13 protein-coding genes and 1 pseudogene are annotated in these 18,592 nt (G+C 74.5%); 12 read left to right on the top strand and 2 right to left on the bottom strand.

Annotation, left to right across the window (positions count from 1 at the left end; all coding sequences use genetic code 11):
* The first annotated feature begins 1,422 nt into the window (after nt 1-1,422).
* Together ABZU69_RS34830 and ABZU69_RS34825 are read left to right on the top strand one after the other, a co-directional pair.
* The gene (locus ABZU69_RS34830; protein ID WP_354968508.1) at nt 1,423-2,409 is read left to right on the top strand and encodes a hypothetical protein; all 987 of its coding nucleotides are present in this window, start codon (nt 1,423-1,425) and stop codon (nt 2,407-2,409) included.
* The gene (locus ABZU69_RS34825; RefSeq protein ID WP_354968507.1) at nt 2,406-3,431 is read left to right on the top strand and encodes an HAD-IIA family hydrolase; all 1,026 of its coding nucleotides are present in this window, start codon (nt 2,406-2,408) and stop codon (nt 3,429-3,431) included. The genes ABZU69_RS34830 and ABZU69_RS34825 overlap by 4 nt, the downstream gene beginning before the upstream one ends.
* Nucleotides 3,432-3,462: 31 nt before the next feature.
* On the opposite strand, the gene ABZU69_RS34820 is transcribed toward ABZU69_RS34825, so the two are convergent.
* The gene (locus ABZU69_RS34820) at nt 3,463-3,801 is read right to left on the bottom strand and encodes an SCP2 sterol-binding domain-containing protein (protein ID WP_354968506.1); all 339 of its coding nucleotides are present in this window, start codon (nt 3,799-3,801) and stop codon (nt 3,463-3,465) included.
* Between the two features lie 111 nt (nt 3,802-3,912).
* Between ABZU69_RS34820 and ABZU69_RS34815 the strand changes: the two genes are divergently transcribed.
* From ABZU69_RS34815 to ABZU69_RS34795, 5 genes are all read left to right on the top strand, one after another.
* A complete protein-coding gene (locus tag ABZU69_RS34815) occupies nt 3,913-4,497 on the top strand; it encodes a hypothetical protein (protein WP_354968505.1) in 585 nt (194 codons plus the stop codon).
* A 28-nt stretch (nt 4,498-4,525) separates the two neighbouring features.
* The gene (locus tag ABZU69_RS34810) at nt 4,526-4,822 is read left to right on the top strand and encodes a hypothetical protein (protein ID WP_354968504.1); all 297 of its coding nucleotides are present in this window, start codon (nt 4,526-4,528) and stop codon (nt 4,820-4,822) included.
* Between the two features lie 38 nt (nt 4,823-4,860).
* Complete coding sequence (locus tag ABZU69_RS34805) at nt 4,861-5,724, top strand: TlyA family RNA methyltransferase (protein WP_354968503.1); 864 nt, start codon at nt 4,861-4,863, stop codon at nt 5,722-5,724.
* Between the two features lie 106 nt (nt 5,725-5,830).
* Entirely contained in the window at nt 5,831-6,715 is an 885-nt protein-coding gene (locus ABZU69_RS34800) for an NAD kinase (RefSeq protein WP_354968512.1), read from the top strand.
* A gap of 226 nt (nt 6,716-6,941) precedes the next feature.
* Complete coding sequence (locus tag ABZU69_RS34795) at nt 6,942-10,664, top strand: S8 family serine peptidase (RefSeq protein WP_354968502.1); 3,723 nt, start codon at nt 6,942-6,944, stop codon at nt 10,662-10,664.
* Nucleotides 10,665-10,707: 43 nt separating this feature from the next.
* Here ABZU69_RS34795 and ABZU69_RS34790 read toward each other — a convergent pair whose 3' ends face one another.
* Nucleotides 10,708-11,730: a helix-turn-helix domain-containing protein gene (locus ABZU69_RS34790; RefSeq protein ID WP_354968501.1), complete on the bottom strand. Its 1,023-nt coding sequence runs from the start codon at nt 11,728-11,730 to the stop codon at nt 10,708-10,710.
* Between the two features lie 102 nt (nt 11,731-11,832).
* On the opposite strand from ABZU69_RS34790, the gene recN reads away from it, so the two are divergent.
* The 5 genes and pseudogenes from recN (at nt 11,833) to ABZU69_RS34765 (ending at nt 18,554) form a co-directional block, all read left to right on the top strand.
* On the top strand, nt 11,833-13,590 hold the full coding sequence (gene recN, locus ABZU69_RS34785) for a DNA repair protein RecN (protein WP_354968500.1): 1,758 nt from the start codon (nt 11,833-11,835) through the stop codon (nt 13,588-13,590).
* A 118-nt stretch (nt 13,591-13,708) separates the two neighbouring features.
* Nucleotides 13,709-14,887: a putative cytokinetic ring protein SteA gene (gene steA / locus ABZU69_RS34780; RefSeq protein ID WP_354968499.1), complete on the top strand. Its 1,179-nt coding sequence runs from the start codon at nt 13,709-13,711 to the stop codon at nt 14,885-14,887.
* A 27-nt stretch (nt 14,888-14,914) separates the two neighbouring features.
* A complete protein-coding gene (locus tag ABZU69_RS34775; protein WP_354968497.1) occupies nt 14,915-15,859 on the top strand; it encodes a copper transporter in 945 nt (314 codons plus the stop codon).
* A 121-nt stretch (nt 15,860-15,980) separates the two neighbouring features.
* Complete coding sequence (locus ABZU69_RS34770) at nt 15,981-16,847, top strand: hypothetical protein (protein WP_354968496.1); 867 nt, start codon at nt 15,981-15,983, stop codon at nt 16,845-16,847.
* 1 nt (nt 16,848) lies between these two features.
* A pseudogene (locus ABZU69_RS34765) lies at nt 16,849-18,554 on the top strand (lipid II flippase MurJ).
* Nucleotides 18,555-18,592 lie beyond the last annotated feature (38 nt).

The raw sequence follows: 18,592 nt of genomic DNA, 5'->3' as shown, positions 1-18,592 counted from the left end.
GGTGGTGACCGGGACGGTTCGCGTTCGGGTGCGCCTCGTGAGGGTGGTTTCCGCGGTGGCGACCGCGACGGTTCGCGCTCGGGTGGCTCCCGCGAGGGTGGCTTCCGTGGTGGTGACCGGGACGGTTCGCGTTCGGGTGCGCCTCGTGAGGGTGGTTTCCGCGGTGGCGACCGCGACGGTTCGCGCTCGGGTGGCTCCCGCGAGGGCGGCTACCGGGGTGGTGACCGTCGCGAGGGTGGTTTCCGTGGTGGTGACCGGGACGGTTCGCGTTCGGGTGCGCCCCGTGAGGGTGGCTACCGCGGCGGTGACCGCGAGGGCGGCGGCTTCCGTGGTGGCGATCGTCGTGAGGGCGGCTACCAGGGCGGCGATCGCAGCCGCTCCGGCCCGTCCCGCGAGGGTGGTTTCCGTGGCGGTGACCGCGAGGGTGGGTTCCGTGGCGGCGAGCGCCGCGAGGGCGGCGGCTTCCGTGGTGGCGACCGCGATGGTCCCCGGCCTGGTGCCCCGCGTGAGGGCGGCGGCTTCCGGGGCGGTGATCGCGACGGCGGGTTCCGTGGCGGCGAGCGCCGCGAGGGTGGCTTCCGCGGTGGTGACCGCGAGGGCGGCTTCCGCGGTGGTGACCGCGACGGTGGTTTCCGCGGTGGTGACCGTCGCGAGGGCGGCGCGCCCCGCGAGGGTGGCTTCCGGGGTGGTGACCGCGATGGTGGTTTCCGCGGTGGTGACCGTCGTGAGGGCGGTTTCCGGGGCGGTGACCGTCGCGAGGGCGGCGCGCCCCGCGAGGGCGGTTTCCGGGGCGGCGAGCGCCGTGAGGGCGGCGGCTTCCGCGGCGGTGACCGTCGCGAAGGTGGCGCGCCCCGCGAGGGCGGCTTCCGGGGCGGCGAGCGCCGTGAGGGTGGTTTCCGGGGTGGCGACCGTCGCGAGGGCGGCGCCCCGCGCGAGGGTGGTTTCCGTGGCGGCGATCGCCGTGAGGGTGGCGCGCCCCGTGAGGGCGGCTTCCGGGGCGGCGACCGTGAGGGCGGCTTCCGGGGCGGCGAGCGCCGTGAGGGTGGCTTCCGCGGTGGTGACCGTCGCGAGGGCGGCGCTCCCCGCGAGGGTGGCTTCCGCGGTGGTGACCGCGATGGTTCCCGGCAGAGCGCCCCGCGTGAGGGCGGCGGCTTCCGTGGTGGCGACCGTGAGGGCGGCTTCCGCGGTGGTGACCGCCGTGGGGGTGGCTACCGTGGTGGCGACCGCGAGGGCGGCTTCCGGGCCGACGAGCGGCCGCGTCGCGAGGGTGAGTTCCGCCGCGATGACCGTGGTGCGGGCTCCGGTTCGTCCGAGGGCGGGCGCAGCCAGGCTCCGGCGTTGCCGGACGACATCCTCGCGACCGATCTTGACAAGGACGTTCGCGCCGAGCTGCTCTCGCTGAACAAGCCGGTCGCCGAGTCGGTGGCGCGGCACCTGGTCGCCACCGGCCAGTTGATCGACGAGGATCCGGCCGAGGCGCTGGCGCACGCGCTGGCCGCACGGCGGCTCGCGTCGCGCATCTCCGCCGTCCGTGAGGCGGTCGGCCTGGCCGCGTACCACGCGGGGGAGTGGCAGACGGCGATCGCCGAGCTGCGCACGTACCACCGGATGAGCGGACTGCAGAGCCACCTGGCCGTGCTCGCGGACTGTGAGCGTGCCCTGGGTCGGCCGGAGCGGGCCATCGACCTGTTCCGCGGCGCCGACCGGGACAAGCTGGACCAGGCCGTGGCGATCGAGCTGCTGATCGTCGCCGCCGGCGCCCGGGGCGACCTCGGGCAGAAGGACGCCGCCGTGGCGATGCTCCAGGTCCCGGACCTCACGAGCGAGGCCACCGTGCCGTGGACGGCGCGGCTGCGTTACGCGTACGCCGACGCGCTGCTCGCGGTGGGTCGGCGCGAGGAGGCCCGCGAGTGGTTCTCCCGCGCCGCTGACGTGGACACCGAGGGCGAGACCGACGCCGCGGAGCGGCTGCTGGAACTCGACGGCGTGCTCATCGAGGGCGACGACGAGGACGAGATGGCCGAGGAGATCGCCGCTGGTCCGGGTACTCCCGGCGCGGTGCCGGCTCGACCGGACACCGAGCTCACCGCCGGTGACGACGAAGACGACGACGACGAGGACGAGGACGACGACGAGGACGACGAAGACGACCTCGACGAGGACGACGACCTCGACGACGAGGACGACGAGGACGACCTCGACGACGAGGACTTCGACGACGACGAGGAGGACGGCCCTGCCGGTCGCTCCGGTGTCGACGAGGACCTTGACGGCGAGGACGAGGACCGTCACCCGGGTGAGGTCGAGGCGGACACCACCGCGGCCGATGCGGCTGGCGACGGCGACGCGGTGAACACCGACGGGAGCGCTCCGGACCGGGGTGACGAGTCGGGGTCGACGCAGCGGTGAGCGCGGATGCCGGGGAGCGGCTGATCGACGGGTACACCCTGGTCGTCTTCGACCTGGACGGGGTGATCTACCTGATCGACCGGCCGATCCCCGGTGCCGCCGAGGCGGTGGCCCGGCTGCACGCTGAGGGGCGGGCGGTGGCCTACGCCACCAACAACGCCTCCCGCCGGTCCAGCGAGGTCGCCGACCTGCTGACCGGGATGGGCGTGCCAGCCCGGCCGGAGGAGGTGCTCACCTCCGCTGCGGCCTCGGCGGAGCTGCTGCGCGACCGGCTGCCCGCCGGTGCGCCGGTGCTCGTGGTCGGCGCGGAGGCGCTGCGCGCCGAGCTGCGCGCTGTCGGGCTGACCCCGGTCTCCCAGGCGGATGAGAAACCGGCAGCCGTGGTGCAGGGCTACGGTCCGCAGGTCGGCTGGGCCGAGCTGGCCGAGGCGTCGCTCGCGGTGCGGGCCGGCGCGATCTGGATCGCCACCAACACCGACCGGACGTTGCCCAGTGGCCGGGGCCCGCTGCCCGGCAACGGCTCGCTGGTCGCCGTGCTGCGTACCGCGTTGGAGCGGGACCCTGACGTGGTGGTCGGCAAGCCGGAGTCGGCGTTGTTCGAGACCGCTGCCCGGCGTAGCGACGGCGGCCGGGCGCTGGTCGTCGGCGACCGGTTGGACACCGACATCGAGGGCGCCCGGCGGGCCGGGCTGGACAGCCTGCTCGTGCTCACCGGTGTCAGCCGCGTACCCGACCTGTTGGCCGCCGAGCCAAAGCGCCGTCCCACGTACGTCGCGCAGGACCTGGCGGGGCTCTTCGACCCGGCCGCCGTGGTGCGGGTCCCGGGTCCGGCGGACGCTGGCGGCTGGTCGGTGACGGACCGCGACGGTGCGCTGGAGCTGGCCGGTTCGGGTCGGCCGTTGGACGCGTTGGCCGCGCTCTGCGCGGCGGCGTGGTCGGCCCCGGTGTTGCCGCAGATCCGCTCGGTGGGACCGGATGCGGCCCACGCGTTGGAGAGCCTCGGTCTGCCCGCGGGAGGATGACCCGGTCGCCGGCCGAACGCGCCGGCGTTCGTCAGAGCAGCTTGCGCAGCTTCATCAGGTCGAACGGGTTGGCCTTGATCGACACGCGGCGGGAGGCCACTGCCCCGGTGACGTCCAGGTCGCCGCGGACCAGGGCGAGCAGGTCGTCGCTGGACGTGCTCAGCGCGATCTTGGCCTTGGGGTCGTCGCCGTCGGTCAGCTCGACCAGCCGCCCGCCGCTGATCCGGCCGTGGAAAGCGGTCTCCAGGTCGGTGATCCGGCAGGCCAGCGTCCGGTCCAGGTCGATCCGTTCACGCACCGTCTGGGCGTTGCGATCCAGCCGGGCGGCCAGCTCCTGCAATGCCTGCCGGCACTCGTCCACGCTGGCCACATCTCCCCCTTTTTGATCGCCACGCCGTCCTCGGCACCGTACCGCACAGGACAGTCCGGGGTGCCCGGTAGCGTGGCACCTGCACACCCCGCCCCGCGGAAGGATTCAGGCATGCAGGACGCGTGGCGCGCCTACCTCGAACTGGCCATGGGCCTGGCGGAGGCGCCCCGGAAGAAGGCTCAGGACGTGGCGCGTCGCCTCGTCGGCTCCGGCGGCGCGACGGCCGCCCAACTCCAGGCACTCGGTGAGGAACTGGTCACCACCGGCGCCGCCAACCGGGAGGCGCTGACCAAGCTGGTCCGTTTCGAGGTCGATCGGGCCCTCGGCGCGGTCGGCCTGGCAACCGCGGATGAGGTGGCCGAGCTGACCCGACGGGTGCGCGACCTGGAACGGCAGTTGCGCGAGGCGCGGACCGCCGAGCCGTCCGGCGCGCCGCCGGCCGGTTCCACCGCACAGCCTGACCCGACCCGCGCCGCACAGCCCGACGCCGGTCTGGTGCCGTCGGACGGCGAGGCGGGCGCTCCGGTCTCCGCGCCGGTGGCCAAGAAGGCCATCGCGAAGAAGGCCGTGGCCAAGAAGGCCATCGCGAGGAAGCCACCGGCGACGATCAGCCGGACCACCGACGAGGCCCCGACTCCGGCGGACATGCCGACCAAGAAGGCGGTCGGCGAGCAGCGGCCGGACGACACCCGGTGAGCGTCGCGCCGACCGACCGGAGCCCTCGGTGACCGGTGGCGTGCGCCCGGGCCCGCCGCCCGGCGCGCGTCCAGGCCCGCAGCCGGGCATCCGGCCCGGTCCGCCCGCCAGCGGGTCGTTCGCCGCCCGACCGGGCCCGCCAGCGAGCGTCCGCCCGGGCCCGCCGCCGGAGCTGGGGGACGACGAGGCGCGGCACCCTGCCGTCGACGCCGCGGTGCAGGCCATGGCCAACGCGGCGACGCTCGCCCCGGCGGACCAGATCGCGCAGTACGAGGCGGCCTACGAGACGCTGCGGGAAACCCTCGCCACCATCGACCAGACCTGAGCGGGACGACCAGGCCTGAGCAGACCGGAGAACCACCCATGGCACGTCGTAACCGGCTGGACGCCGAACTCGTCCGCCGCGGTCTGGCCCGCTCCCGCGAGCAGGCCGCCGCGCTGGTGGAGGCCGGCCGCGTCCAGCTGCGCGGGGTGCCCGCGCGCAAGGCCGCCGCGATGGTCGACCCCGCCGACCCGCTGCTGGTCACCGGCGCCGACCCGGCCGAGGAGTACGTCTCCCGGGGCGGGCACAAGCTCGCCGGCGCGTTGGCCGTGTTCGGTCCCGCCGGGCTGACCGTCGCCGGCCGGCGCTGCCTGGACGCCGGCGCGTCGACCGGCGGCTTCACCGACGTACTGCTGCGCGCCGGTGCCGCCGAGGTGGTGGCCGTGGACGTCGGCTACGGGCAGCTCGCCTGGTCGCTGCGCACCGACGAGCGGGTCCGGGTCCTGGAGCGCACCAACGTTCGTACGCTCGACCCTGAGGTGATCGGCGGGCCGGTCGACCTCACGGTGGCGGACCTGTCGTTCATCTCGCTCCGGCTGGTGTTGCCGGCGCTGGCCGGCTGCACCCGGGACGACGGCGACCTGGCGTTGATGGTCAAGCCGCAGTTCGAGGTGGGCAAGGACCGGGTCGGCGCCGGTGGTGTGGTCCGCGAGCCGGCGCTGCGCGCCGAGGCGGTGCTCGACGTGGCCGCCGCGGCGGCACAGCTCGGCCTCGGGCTGGCCGACGTGGCGGCCAGCCCGCTGCCCGGGCCGAGCGGCAACGTGGAGTTCTTCGTATGGTTGCGCCGGGGCGCACCGCCGGCCGACCCGCAGCGGGTGCGGGCCGTGGTGGCGGCCGGGCCGGACGGCCTGACGACGACCGGCGACGTGCCGGACGCGGCGGCGGCGGAGGAGGTCGCAGGATGAACGCGTGCAGCGAGCGTTCCGGGACGGCACGCGGGACACGCGGCCGCACCGGGGCGGCGACGGCGACGGCTGGGCGTCGTCCCGCCGTGGACGGGCGGCCGCTGCGATGAGCCGGACCGCGCTGCTGGTGACCCACACCGGCCGTCGGCGCAGCACCGAGCACGCCCGCGCCGTCGCCGCCGATCTCATCGCCGCGGGGTTCGAGGTCCGGGTGATCGCCGAGGAGGCCGACGACCTCGACCTGCCCGGCGTGGTGCCGATCGCCGGCCCGGAGGCCGCCGAGGGCGCCGAGATCGTCTTCGCGCTCGGCGGGGATGGCACGTTCCTGCGCGCGGCCGAGCTGGCCCGTCCGGCGAAGGCGCCTCTGCTCGGCATAAACCTCGGCAAGGTGGGCTTCCTGGCCGAGGCCGAGATCAACGACCTGGACACCGCGGTCCGTGACGTCGTCGGGCGCAACTACACGGTGGACGAGCGGCTCACCCTGGATGTCACGGCCGAGTTCGACGGTGGCCCGACCATCGAGTCCTGGGCGCTCAACGAGATCAGCGTCGAGAAGGGCGAGCGGGCGCAGATGCTCGAACTCCTCGTCGACGTGGACGGCCGGCCGCTGTCCCGTTACGGATGCGACGGCGTGGTCTGCGCCACCCCCACCGGCTCCACCGCGTACGCGTTCTCCGGCGGCGGGCCGGTGGTCTGGCCGGAGGTGGAGGCGCTGCTGCTGGTGCCGATCAGCGCGCACGCGTTGTTCAGCCGTCCGCTGGTCACCGCCCCGACGTCCACGTTCGTGATCACCGTCGACCCGTTCACCACCCTCGCCGTGCTCTGCTGCGACGGGCGACGGGTCTACGACCTGCCGCCCGGCGCCCGGGTCACGGTGCGCAGAGGCGCGCTGCCGGTGCGCATCGTCCGGTTGCGGGCCCGCCCGTTCACCGACCGGCTGGTCGCCAAGTTCGGGCTGCCCGTGCACGGCTGGCGCGGCTCTCGCCGCTGACCCGCCGCCCGGCACGGCATCGCCTCGACGGGGCGACGGGATCCCGGATGTCCGGTGGAAACCCGCCGGACATCCGACGGCCCGCCGTCCGCCGCCCGATGTCCACCTGGCGACATGTCGCTGGTGCGGCGCACCGCAGCTAGTGACCAGCCGACGCGCTGCGTCGCAGACTCCGATCGGTCGATCTCCCTGAGACCGGCCCCCCTGGAGTAGAGGAGCGCATCGCATGCAATGGCCCCCACGCTGGCTGACCGCCGGCGCGGTCGGCGCGCTGGTCGTCGGGCTCGCCGCACCGGCGTCCGCCGACCCGCCCGCCCGGCCCACCGGCCCGAACCCGGGTCCGACCGTCCCGGGTACCGCGCCCGTCCACATCACCCTCATCACCGGCGACCAGGTCGCACTGGTGCAGGCGGCGCCCGGCCGGCTGGCCGCCACCGTCCGCCCCGGCCCCGGCCGCGAGCGGATCACCTTCCACACCGTGGAGGCCGACGGCGGGCTGCGGGTGCTGCCCAGCGACGTCGTGCCGTACGTCTCCGCAGGGGTGCTCGACCCGAACCTGTTCGACGTGCAGGAGCTGGCCGCCGACGGGTACGGCGACGCCGCGCAGGGCGCGCTGCCGCTGATCGTGCGCTACCAGGAGCCGGCCGCCGGCCGGGTCCGGCCGCTCGCCGGCGCCACCGACGCCCGGCCGCTGGAGAGCATCAACGGCGCGGCGCTGCGGGTCGGCAAGGGTGACCTCGGCGGCCTGTGGACGACGCTGCGCGGCACCCCGCAGGCCCGTACCGCCGGTGCGCAGGCCCGGCTCGGCGCCGGCGTCGCCCGGATCTGGCTGGACGGGAAGGTCCGCCCGACGCTGGAGCACAGCGTGCCGCAGATCGGCGCCCCGGCGGCCTGGGCGGCCGGCCGGGACGGCAACGGCGTGAAGGTGGCGGTGCTCGACACCGGCGTCGACGCCACCCACCCCGACCTGGCCGGGCGGATCACCGAGGCGCAGGACTTCTCCGGCAGCGGCAGCGCCAACGACGGGCACGGCCACGGCACCCACGTGGCGGCCACCATCGCCGGCAGCGGCGCCGCCTCCGCCGGGCTGCGCAAGGGCGTCGCCCCCGGCGCGCGACTGCTGGTCGGCAAGGTGCTCGACGACGCCGGCTCCGGCTACGAATCGTCCATCATCGCGGGCATGGAGTGGGCCGCCCACTCCGGCGCGAAGGTCGTCAGCATGAGCCTCGGCGGCTCCGCCACCGACGGCACCGACCCGATGAGCCAGGCCGTCAACGACCTGACCGCCGAGACCGGGGCCCTGTTCGTCATCGCCGCCGGCAACGAGGGCGCGGCGCGTACCGTCGGCTCGCCAGGCGCGGCCGCCGCGGCGCTCACCGTCGGCGCGGTCGACCGCGACGACAACCTCGCGGACTTCTCCAGCCGCGGCCCGCGGCTCGGCGACAACGGCCTCAAGCCGGAGATCACCGCGCCGGGCGTCGGCATCATCGCCGCCCGGGCCGCTGGCACCACCATGGGTACGCCGGTGGGGGACGCGTACACGACGGCGTCCGGCACCTCGATGGCCACCCCGCACGTCGCCGGCGCGGCCGCGATCCTCGCCCAGGAACACCCGGACTGGACGGCCGGGAAGCTCAAGGACGCGCTGGTGAGCACCACGAAGGCGAACCCGGAGCTGACCGTCTTCGAGCAGGGCGGCGGCCGGGTCGACGTGGCCCGGGCGCTCAGCCAGCGGGTGTACGGCTCGGGCACCGCCGACTTCGGTCGGGTGTCCACCGGCGGTGCGGCGGTCGAGCGGACCGTCACGTACACCAACGGCACGGCGGCCCCGCAGACCCTGCGGCTGGCCCTGGAGCTGCGCAACCTGGACAGCGGCGCGGCCGAGGCCGACGGGGTCACCGTCGGCGGCGGCGAGGTCACCGTGCCGGCGGGCGGCAGCGTGGCCGTTCCGCTGCGCGCCGACCCGGCGAAGCTGGACCGTGGCCCGCACGGCGGGTGGCTGGTGGCCACCGGCGCGGACGGCGTGGCGGTGCGTACGGCGGTCGGGCTCACCCTGAGCGGCCCGCAGCACACGGTCACCTTCCGGGTGCTGGACATGCAGGGGCAGCCGGGCATGTCGCCGGTGCTCACCCTCTTCGGCGAGCACCCCGAGTCCGACTACATCGGCTGGGCCGGCGGCGAGACGCAGGTGCAGGTCGAGGAGGGCCCCTACCTGGTCGAGGCGCTGATCGAGCACGGCGCTCCGCTGGACGAGCAGATCACCCTGGTCACCGACCCGGAGCTGATGGTCACCGGGGACGTCACCGTGGTGCTCGACCCGCGCAAGGGCACCCCGGTGCGGATCGAGACGCCGAAACCGACCGAGCAGCGGGCCGCGATCAGCTTCTACGAGCACCGGGTCTTCGGCAACGGCCGGCAGGTCGACCACGGCGTGATGACCTTCAGCACCATCCAGCAGGTCAACGTCACGCCGACCCGCGCGGTGCGCCAGGGCGAATTCGAGTTCGCCTCGCGCTGGCAGCTGGTCGCACCGATGGTGGACGCCCGGATCAGCGGATTCTCCGGTCCGCTGGACATCAACCTGATGGGTTATTCGCCGGCGCCGATCGGACGGCAGAAGCTGCCGCTGGTCTGGGCCGGCACCGGCACCCCCGCCGAGCTGGCCGGGGTGCGGGGCGCCGCGGCACTGCTCAGCGGCAGCCCGGATGTCTCCGAGGAGGAGCAGATCGCGGCGGCCGCGGCGGCCGGTGCGAAGTCGGTGCTCATCGTCCGCCCGGCGGACTTCAGCGCGTGGACCGTCTGGAACCCGGTGGGCGACCGGCTTCCCGTGCCCGCGATGGCGGTGGCGTACGACGACGGGCAGCGGTTGATCGCGACGGTCCGCAAGGGCCGCGCGACGCTGGACCTGACGCTGACCGTGGACAGCCCGTACCTGTACGACGTGTGGCAGGTCTCGAAGGGTCGGGTGCCGGAGCGGATCGTGCACACGGTCACCGCGAAGAACACCGCCGAGGTGACCGCCCGCTACGGTGACGTCGGCGGTTCGGAGTGGGCCACCGAGCAGCGGTTCGGCTGGCGTCCGTGGCAGGAGACCTCCTGGAACGACGACCAGCGGCTGGTGCGTACCGGCACCACCCGGCAGGAGTTCGTCAGCGCCGGTGACAACTGGTGGCAGCACCAGGTCCTGCACAAGCTCACCTGGTCCTGGGGTCGTCTGCTCGGCGGGCTCACCCAGCAGCCCAGGCGGTACGACGCTGACGACCGGGACACCGAGAGCTGGCACGTCCCGGTGGTCCGTCCGGCCGTCCCGGCCGGCGCTGCGGTGCCGGTGCCGTCCCGCACCGGGGACACGTTGGACCTGCGGGTGGCCGAGTATGTCGACGCCGACGGGCACTACAGTCCGGCCGGCGGCAGCGAGGAGTCGGACTCCGTCGAGGCCCGGCTCAGTCGGGACGGGAAGCAGATCGCCGACCTTTCCGGCGGGTGGGCACCGGTGCACACCACGGCGGAGTCGGCCCGCTACCGGCTCGACCTGACCACGCGGCGGTCCTCGGACGAGTGGCGCTACGCCACCCGTACCGAGACGGCCTGGCAGTTCACCTCGGCCCGCCCGGCCGAGGAGAAGGCCCGGCCGCTGCCGCTGCTCCAGGTCGACTACCAGGTCCCGGCCGACCTGCGCGGCCAGGTGGCCGGCGGTCGGACGCACCGGCTGGGGTTGAGCCTGCGCCAGCCGGCGGGCGTGCCGGCGCCGACCGGCACCAGCCTGCGGGTCGAGGTGTCCTTCGACGGCGGGAAGACCTGGCGCAAGGTGCCGGTGAAGGGCTCCGGCACCCGGTTCACCGCCACCGTCCCGGCCGGCCGGGGCACGGTGTCCCTGCGGGTGCACGGCAGCGACCGGGCCGGTAACACCGTCGACCAGACCGTGGTCGACGCGTACGGGCTGCGCTGACGCGCGCGGGGCGGGGCGGCCGTGGGCCGTCCCGCCCCTTCGCTCAGATCCAGCCCCGCCGGGCGACCTGGAAGGCCAGCCCGGGCCGGGTGTCCACGCCGGCGGCGGCCATCAGGTCGGCGAGTCGGCGCTGCACGGTCCGACGGCTCACCCCGAGTTGCGAGGCGATGGACTTGTCCGGCACCCCGGCCACGAACAGCGACAGCAGCCGCGCCTCGTCGGCGTCCGGTCGGTAGCCGTCGCCGGGGTGGTCGTCGGGGTCGTCGGGCCTGCGGCTCTCGGACGCCGGCACGGCCAGCGGGTCGTCCAGGCGCAGCCGGGTCGCCACCCGCCAGTGGCTCTCGAAGAGGGCGAGCAGCGCGTCGAGCAGTTGACTGCGGCCGATCACGGCGGCGCTCGGCTCGCCGCCGTCGCGGTCGGGCACGAGCGGGCAGATGGCGGTGCGGGCGTCCACGATGGCGAGTCGGACCGGCAGCCGGTCCAGGACGCGGGCCTGCTCGCCGGCGGCGACCCCCTTGGCCAGGTCGGCCAGCGCGCCCGGTTCCAGCAGCAGGTCCCGCTCGTAGATGGCCCGGTAGTTCACCCCGCGGGCCAGCGCGTCGAACTCCTCGACGTTCTCCGGGCCGGCCATCGCGAGGGGGTTCGTCCGGCAGAACCAGAGCACCTCGGTACGCGCCGAGTTCTGCAGATCGCGGAGCCGGTCCCGGAGCATCCGCGCCCCGGTGATCACCTCGACCAGGTGGTCACCGTGGTGACGGCGCAGCCCGGACCGGTACTCCTCGGCCAGTTGGGTGACCCGCCGCCGGGCCGCCTCCAGGTCCTCCTGTCGGCGCAGCAGCGCCGCGCCGAGGGCGACGTCCGGTGCCCTCGGGCGCAGCGGGGCGTCCGGGTCGGTGTCGGTGGGCAGCACCAGGCCCTTGATCCGTAGGGCCTCGACCTGCGCGACGACCTGCGCCCGCGGGCGTTGCAGCCGCTGGACCAGCTCGTCGATCCGGGCCGTGGTGAGCTGGAGCAGGCAGCGGTAGAGCTCCTCTTCAGCCGGGGTCAGGCCGATCACGTCCAACACGGGGCAGAACTGTACGTCGGCCCGGTGCCGGCCGTACGGCGACCTGCCCCGCGGCTCCGTCGGCTGGTCAAGTGTCGGGCCACGCGTCTACTGTCGGTTGCTGTGCTGGAAGAGCTGCGCATCACCGGACTGGGCGTCATCGAGGACACCACGCTGCCGTTGACCGGCGGGATGAACGTCATCACCGGCGAGACCGGTGCGGGCAAGACGATGGTGGTCACCGGCCTCGGCCTGCTCTTCGGGGGCCGGGCCGACGCCGGGCGGGTCCGTGCCCAGCCCGGGCGGGCCGTGGTGGAGGGGCGGCTGCGCCTGCAGGGCCGGGTCGCCGACGCGGTGTACGCCCGGATCACCGACGCCGGCGGCGACCCCGACGAGGACGGTTCGCTGCTGCTGAGCCGCACGGTGACGGTGGAGGGCCGGTCCCGTGCCCACCTCGGTGGCCGGAGCATGCCGGTGTCGATGCTCGGTGAGGTGGGTGAGCAGGCGGTGGCCGTGCACGGCCAGTCCGACCAGCTGCGGCTGCTGCGCCCGGCCGAGCAGCGGGCGGCACTGGACCGGTTCGCCGGCCCGGCGCACGAGAAGCTGCTCGACGCGCTGCGCGAGGCGTACACCGGTTGGCGGCGGATCGTCGACGACCTGGCCGACCGCCGCCGCAACGCCCGCGAGCGCAACCAGGAGGCCGACCTGCTGCGGCTCGGCCTCGACGAGATCACCCGGGTCGATCCGCAGCCCGGTGAGGATGACGAGCTGAAGGCCGAGGCGCAGCGCCTCGAGCACGCCGAGGGGCTGCGTACGGCCGCGCAGGTGGCCCAGCAGTGCCTGGCCGGCGGCGCGGAGGCGGCCGACGAGACACCGGACGCGACGGCGCTGCTGGGCACCTCCCGGCGCACCCTGGAGGCGCAGTCCGGCACCGATCCGGCGCTCGGTGAGCTGGCGGCCCGGCTGGAGGAGGCGGCCACCCTGGTCACCGACGTCTCCGCCGAGCTGTCGGCGTACCTGGCGACGCTCGACGCGGATCCGGCCCGGTTGCAGCACATCTACGAGCGGCGGGCCGCGCTGCGCGCGCTGACCCGCAAGTACGCCGACGACGTCGACGGGGTGATCGCGTGGGCCGAGCGGGCCCGCACCCGACTGTCCGACCTGGACACCTCCGACGACCTGCTCGACGAGTTGGAGCGCGAGGGGCAGCGGCTGGCGGGCGAGGTGGCCGATCTGGCCGGTCGGGTGTCGGTCTCCCGACAGGAGGCGGCCGTCCGCTTCGCCGATCAGGTCACCGTCGAGCTGGCCGGCCTGGCCATGCCGCACGCCCGGATCGAGGTCGCGGTGCTGCCCCGCCCGGCCGGACGGTCCGAGCCGTCGCTGCCGGTCAACGGCGCCGAGGTGGGCATCGCCCCGGACGGCGGCGACGAGGTGGAGCTGCGGTTGCTGGCCCACCCGGGCGCGCCGTCGCTGCCGTTGCAGCGCGGCGCCTCCGGCGGTGAGCTGTCCCGGGTGATGCTCGCCATCGAGGTGGTCTTCGCCGGTTCGGGTGGCCCGCCCACGCTGGTCTTCGACGAGGTCGACGCGGGGGTCGGCGGTCAGGCGGCGGTGGAGATCGGCCGGCGGCTGGCCCGGCTGGCCCGCAGCCACCAGGTGCTGGTCGTCACCCACCTGCCGCAGGTGGCGGCGTTCGCCGACCGGCACCTGGTGGTGGCGAAGGACACGGGCGGCGCGGTGACCACGAGCGGTGTGCGGGTGGTGGAGGACACTGAGCGGGCCCGGGAGCTGGCTCGGATGCTCGCTGGTTTGCCAGATTCAGATCTGGGTATCGCCCACGCCGAGGAGCTTCTGGCCGTGGCGGCCAAGGAACGGCGGCCGTGACGCCGCGTATTGTGGGCGCAAGCACACCGGCTTGCGCCGACGTGTGCTTCCCTGGGTAGGCGGCCCTGCTCAGGCATGTCGCGACAGAAAAGCTGCCTCACATGCCAGGATGGTCACGATGCGTCTACCCACGTTGCGCCGGAACCGGATCGCGGAGCCGGGCAGAGTCCTCGGCACCGCGCGCCTCGATCGCCGGACAAAACGCCTGGTCGGTCGGCTACGGCCCGGTGACATCGCGGTCATCGACCACGTCGACCTGGACCGGGTGGCGGCCGATTCGTTGGTCGCCGTCGGTGTCGGGGCGGTGCTCAACGCCAAGCCCTCGGTCTCCGGCCGCTACCCGAACCTCGGCCCGGAGGTGCTGATCGCCGCCGGCATCCCGCTCCTGGACGACCTGGGGGAGGGCGTCTTCGAGCGGATCCGCGAGGGCGACCAGGTGCGCATCGAGGGCAACACGGTCTTCGCCGGTGACGAGCCGGTGGCGCACGGCAGCCTGCAGGACACCGAGTCGGTCGCCAAGGCGATGGCCGACGCCCGGGAGGGGCTGTCGGTGCAGTTGGAGGCGTTCGCCGCCAACACCATGGACTACCTCCGCCAGGAGCGCGACCTGCTGCTCGACGGCGTGGGCGTGCCGGACATCGAGACCCAGATCCAGGGGCGGCACTGCCTGATCGTGGTGCGCGGCTACGACTACAAGGCCGACCTGGACGTGCTGCGCCCGTACATCCGGGAGTTCAAGCCGGTGCTGATCGGCGTCGACGGTGGCGCCGACGCGCTGGTTGAGGCCGGATACACCCCCGACATGATCATCGGGGACATGGATTCGGTGACCGACGACGTGCTGCGCTGCGGCGCCGAGGTGATCGTGCACGCCTACCCGGACGGGCGGGCGCCCGGGCTGCCCCGGGTCAGCGGCCTCGGCGTCCCGGCGGTGACCTTCCCGGCGGCGGCGACCAGCGAGGACCTGGCCATGCTGCTGGCCGACGAGAAGGGCGCCTCGCTGCTGGTCGCGGTCGGCACCCACGCCACGCTGGTCGAGTTCCTGGACAAGGGCCGCGGTGGGATGGCCTCGACGTTCCTGACCCGGCTGAAGGTCGGCGGCAAGCTGGTCGACGCCAAGGGCGTGAGTCGGCTCTACCGGCAGAGCATCTCCGGTTCGTCGCTGCTGCTGCTGGTGCTCTCGGCGGTCGCGGCGATGGCCTCCGCGGTGGCTGTTTCCACCGTCGGGAAGGCATACCTGGGCGTGGCCGCCGAGTGGTGGGACAATCTGGTGTTCCAGCTGTACCGGCTCTTCTAGTTCCCGACCGATCAAGAGGCTGCAAGCGTGATCAACTTCCGCTACCACGTGGTGTCCCTCACCGCGGTCTTCCTGGCTCTGGCGATCGGCCTGGTGGTCGGCACGGCCGCCCTCAACGGCCCGGTCGCCGACTCGCTCAAGGAGCAGGTCACCGGGCTGCGCAAGGACAACCAGCAGTGGCGTCAGCAGGTCAACAGCATGGAGAAGCAGCTCGGGCTGGAGGAGGAGTTCGCCGAGCAGGTGTCCCAGGTCGTCCTCCCGGGCACCCTCACCGGCCGTCGCGTGCTGGTGCTCAGCCTGCCCAACGGGCGCGACCACACCGAGGGCGTGCTCAAGAAGATTCAGCTCGCCGGCGCCACCATCACCGGCCGGGTCGACCTGCAGGACAAGTTCATCAACCCGGACAACAACTCCAACCTGCTGGAGTTGGCCGTCACCGCCGCCCGGCCGACCGCGCAGACCACCGGCCTGCCCGGCAACGGGCACGGCGTGGAGACCTCCAGCGCCCTGCTGGCCAGCGTCCTGCTGGACCGGGCCCAGGGCACCGCGCCGGTCAGCGACGCCGACCGGCGGGCGGTACTCGCCGCCTACAACAACGCCGGCTACCTGACCACCGACGACAACAAGGTCACCGGGTCGGCCGAGGCCGTCGTCGTGGTCAGCGGGCAACCGTACGTCGACAAGGACTCCGACAAGCGCGACGAGTCGGTCGTCAAGATCGCCGAGCAGTTCGACCGGACCGGATCGATCGTGGTGAGCGGCAACGGCTCCACGGGCGGCAACGTGGTGGCCGTGGTCCGCGGCGACCCCGTGCTCTCCCAGACCATCTCCACGGTCGACAACGCCAACACCCTGCAGGGCCAGTTCGTCAGCGGCCTCGCCCTGGCGCAGCAGCTCACCGAGAAGAAAGCCGGCCAGTACGGCGTCGGCGACAACGCCGCCTCCGGCCTGTTGCCTAGACTGCCCCAGTGAGCGAACGACGTACCCCCGTGTCCGAAACCGACGAGGCGGCGCGTGAGCGAGCGCAGCGAGCGAACCTGAGGTACAGCAAGGCGGCGTCTTCCGCCGCTGCCGAGCGAAGCGAGGTGGCGGCGTGAAGGCGCTCGGCCGGCTGCTGATCGCCGGAGCCGGCGCCGCCGCCGCCCGGTACGCGCTGCGTGAGGTGCGTACCGCCCCGATCGGGCCAGCGCTGGAGCGCACCAACTTCCGCGGCCGCCCGGTGACCCTGGCCGCCGGGCCGGCGCTTGCCGCCGGCGCGGCCGCAGCCGGCGCGTTCGGCGCCACCAGCGCCGCCTCCGGCGGAGCCGCCCTGGTCGCCGGCCTCGGCGCGGGCGGCGTCGGGCTGTACGACGACGTGGTCGGCGCCCGCCCGGAGCAGAAGGCCGCGAAGGGCTTCACCGGTCACCTCGCCGCGCTGCGCGAGGGACGGGTCACCGCCGGGCTGGTCAAGGTCGTCGGGGTGGGCGCCGCCGGGCTGGGCGCCGCCGCGCTGCTCGCCGCCGATCCCCGGGTCGCCGCGCACCCGCGCCGCCAGCGCCACGGCGCGTTCGGCCGGGGCGTCGACGTGCTGCTCGGCGCCGGGGTGATCGCCGGCACCGCCAACCTGCTCAACCTGCTCGACCTACGCCCCGGACGGGCCATCAAGTCGGGGCTGCTGCTCGGCGCGCCCCTGAGCGGTGGCCCGCACGGCGGGATCGCCGCGGGCGCGGCCGGCGCGGCCGCCGGTCTGCTCCGCGACGACCTGGCCGAGGACGTGATGCTCGGCGACAGCGGCGCGAACGCCCTCGGCGCGGTGCTCGGCGTCGCGCTCGCCGCCCGGACCGGCCCGCTCGGCCGCGCCGGGCTGCTCGCCGTTCTCGCCGGCCTCACCGCCGCCAGCGAGAAGGTCAGCTTCACCTCGGTGATCCAGGGGACCCCGGGGCTGCGGGAGCTTGACGCACTGGGCCGGCGCGCCGACTGACGTGACCAGACCGGCACCCCTCGCCGGCGCCGGCCGGCTGGCCGGGGCAGCCGCGCTCATCGCCGTCCTCACCGTGCTCAGCCGGCTCGCCGGCTTCGGCCGTACCGCCGTGTTCACCTGGAGCCTGGCGCCCACCGACCTCGGCGGCGCCTACGTGGTGGCCAACGCGGTGCCGAACTTCATCTTCGAGATTGTCGCCGGGGGAGCGCTGGCCAGCCTGGTCGTACCGCTGCTGGCCGGTGCGGTCGCCGCCGGCGACCGGACGGCGGTGGCCCGGACCACCGGGGCGTTGCTGACCTGGACGCTGGCTCTGCTGGTGCCGCTCGCGCTGCTGGTCGTGCTGTTGGCCGGGCCGGTGATCGGGGCGCTGGGCGACGGCCTGACCGCCGCCCAGCAGCAGAGCGGGACCCGGATGCTGCGGGTCTTCGCCCCGCAGTTGCCGCTGTACGGCGTCGGCATCGTGCTCACCGGGGTGCTCCAGGCGCACCGACGCTTCGCCTGGCCGGTGCTAGCCCCGCTGCTGTCCAGCCTCACCGTGATCGTCGTCTACCTGGGGTTCACCTCGACCCAGGGCCGACTGGCCACGGTCGGCGGGGTGACTCCCGGCGGCGAGCTGCTGCTCTCGGCCGGTACCACCCTCGGCGTGGTGGTGCTGTCGCTGTCGCTGCTGATTCCGATGCGGCGGCTGCGCCTGCGGTTGCGGCCCGGGTTCGGGTTCCCCTCCGACGCGCGGGCCCGGGTCGGGGGCCTGGCAGTGGCTGGCGCGGTCACCGTCACCACGCAGCAGATCGCGCTGATCGTCAGCCTTCACCAGGTCACCTACGGCGCGCAGACCAACCCTGGGGTGTACAACCTGGCGCAGACCGTCTATCTGCTGCCCTGGGCGGTGCTGACCGTGCCGCTGGCCATCGCCGCGTACCCGACCCTGGCCGCCGCCCGCGCCGCCGGGGACGAGGACACCTACCGGGCGACCCTCGCCCCGGCCGTGCGTGGGGTGCTCCTGTTCAGCTGCCTCGGCGCGGCCGCGTTGATTGGCACCGCCGGGTCGATCGGGCAGGTCTTCTTCAGCAACGCGGCCACCGCCTCGACCGCCGCCGCCGCGATCATCGGGTTCGCGCCGGGTCTGCTCGGCTACGGCCTCTTCGCGGTGCTCACCCGGGCGCTCTACGCCCGGGGGGCAACCCGGGCGGCAACCGTCGCCACGGCGGTCGGCTGGCTGGTGGTTCCCGCCGCCGTCCTGTTGCTCGGCGTGCTGCTGCCGCTGCGGGATCGGGTACTCGCGGTGACGGCAGCGAACTCGGTGGGAATGCTGGTGCTCGGGGCGCTGCTGCTCGCGGCGGTGTGGCGCGGCGCCGGCCGTACGGCGTTGGCCGGCGCGACCCGGGCCGGCGCGGCAGGCGCTCTGGCCGCAGTGCTCGCCGCGCTCGCCGGGCTCGGCCTCACCCGGTGGTTCGACACGCCGGGCGGCGGCACCCCGACGATGGTGGCGGCACTCGGTCAGGGCATGCTGTCCGGGGTTCTGGTTGGGGTCGTGTTCCTCGCCGTGGTCTGGTTCGTCGACCGGCGGGACGTACGGCCGCTGCTGGCCGGGGTGCTGCGGCGTCTGGGCCGGGCGGGACGGCGCGGGTCGCGGGACGGGGCCGGCACGCCGACGCCGGGCGCGGTCCCCCCGAGCAGGACGACGGGAAGGAGACGGTGGTCCGGTGAGCGCGAGGAGTGAGCCGTCTCAGCCCGTCCTGCCCACC

Origin of the sequence: Micromonospora sp. NPDC005206 (assembly GCF_040608175.1) — a bacterium.
Taxonomy (GTDB): Bacteria; Actinomycetota; Actinomycetes; order Mycobacteriales; family Micromonosporaceae; genus Micromonospora.
Note: the sequence above shows the minus strand (reverse complement) of the source record. Positions and strands in the feature narration are given on the sequence as shown.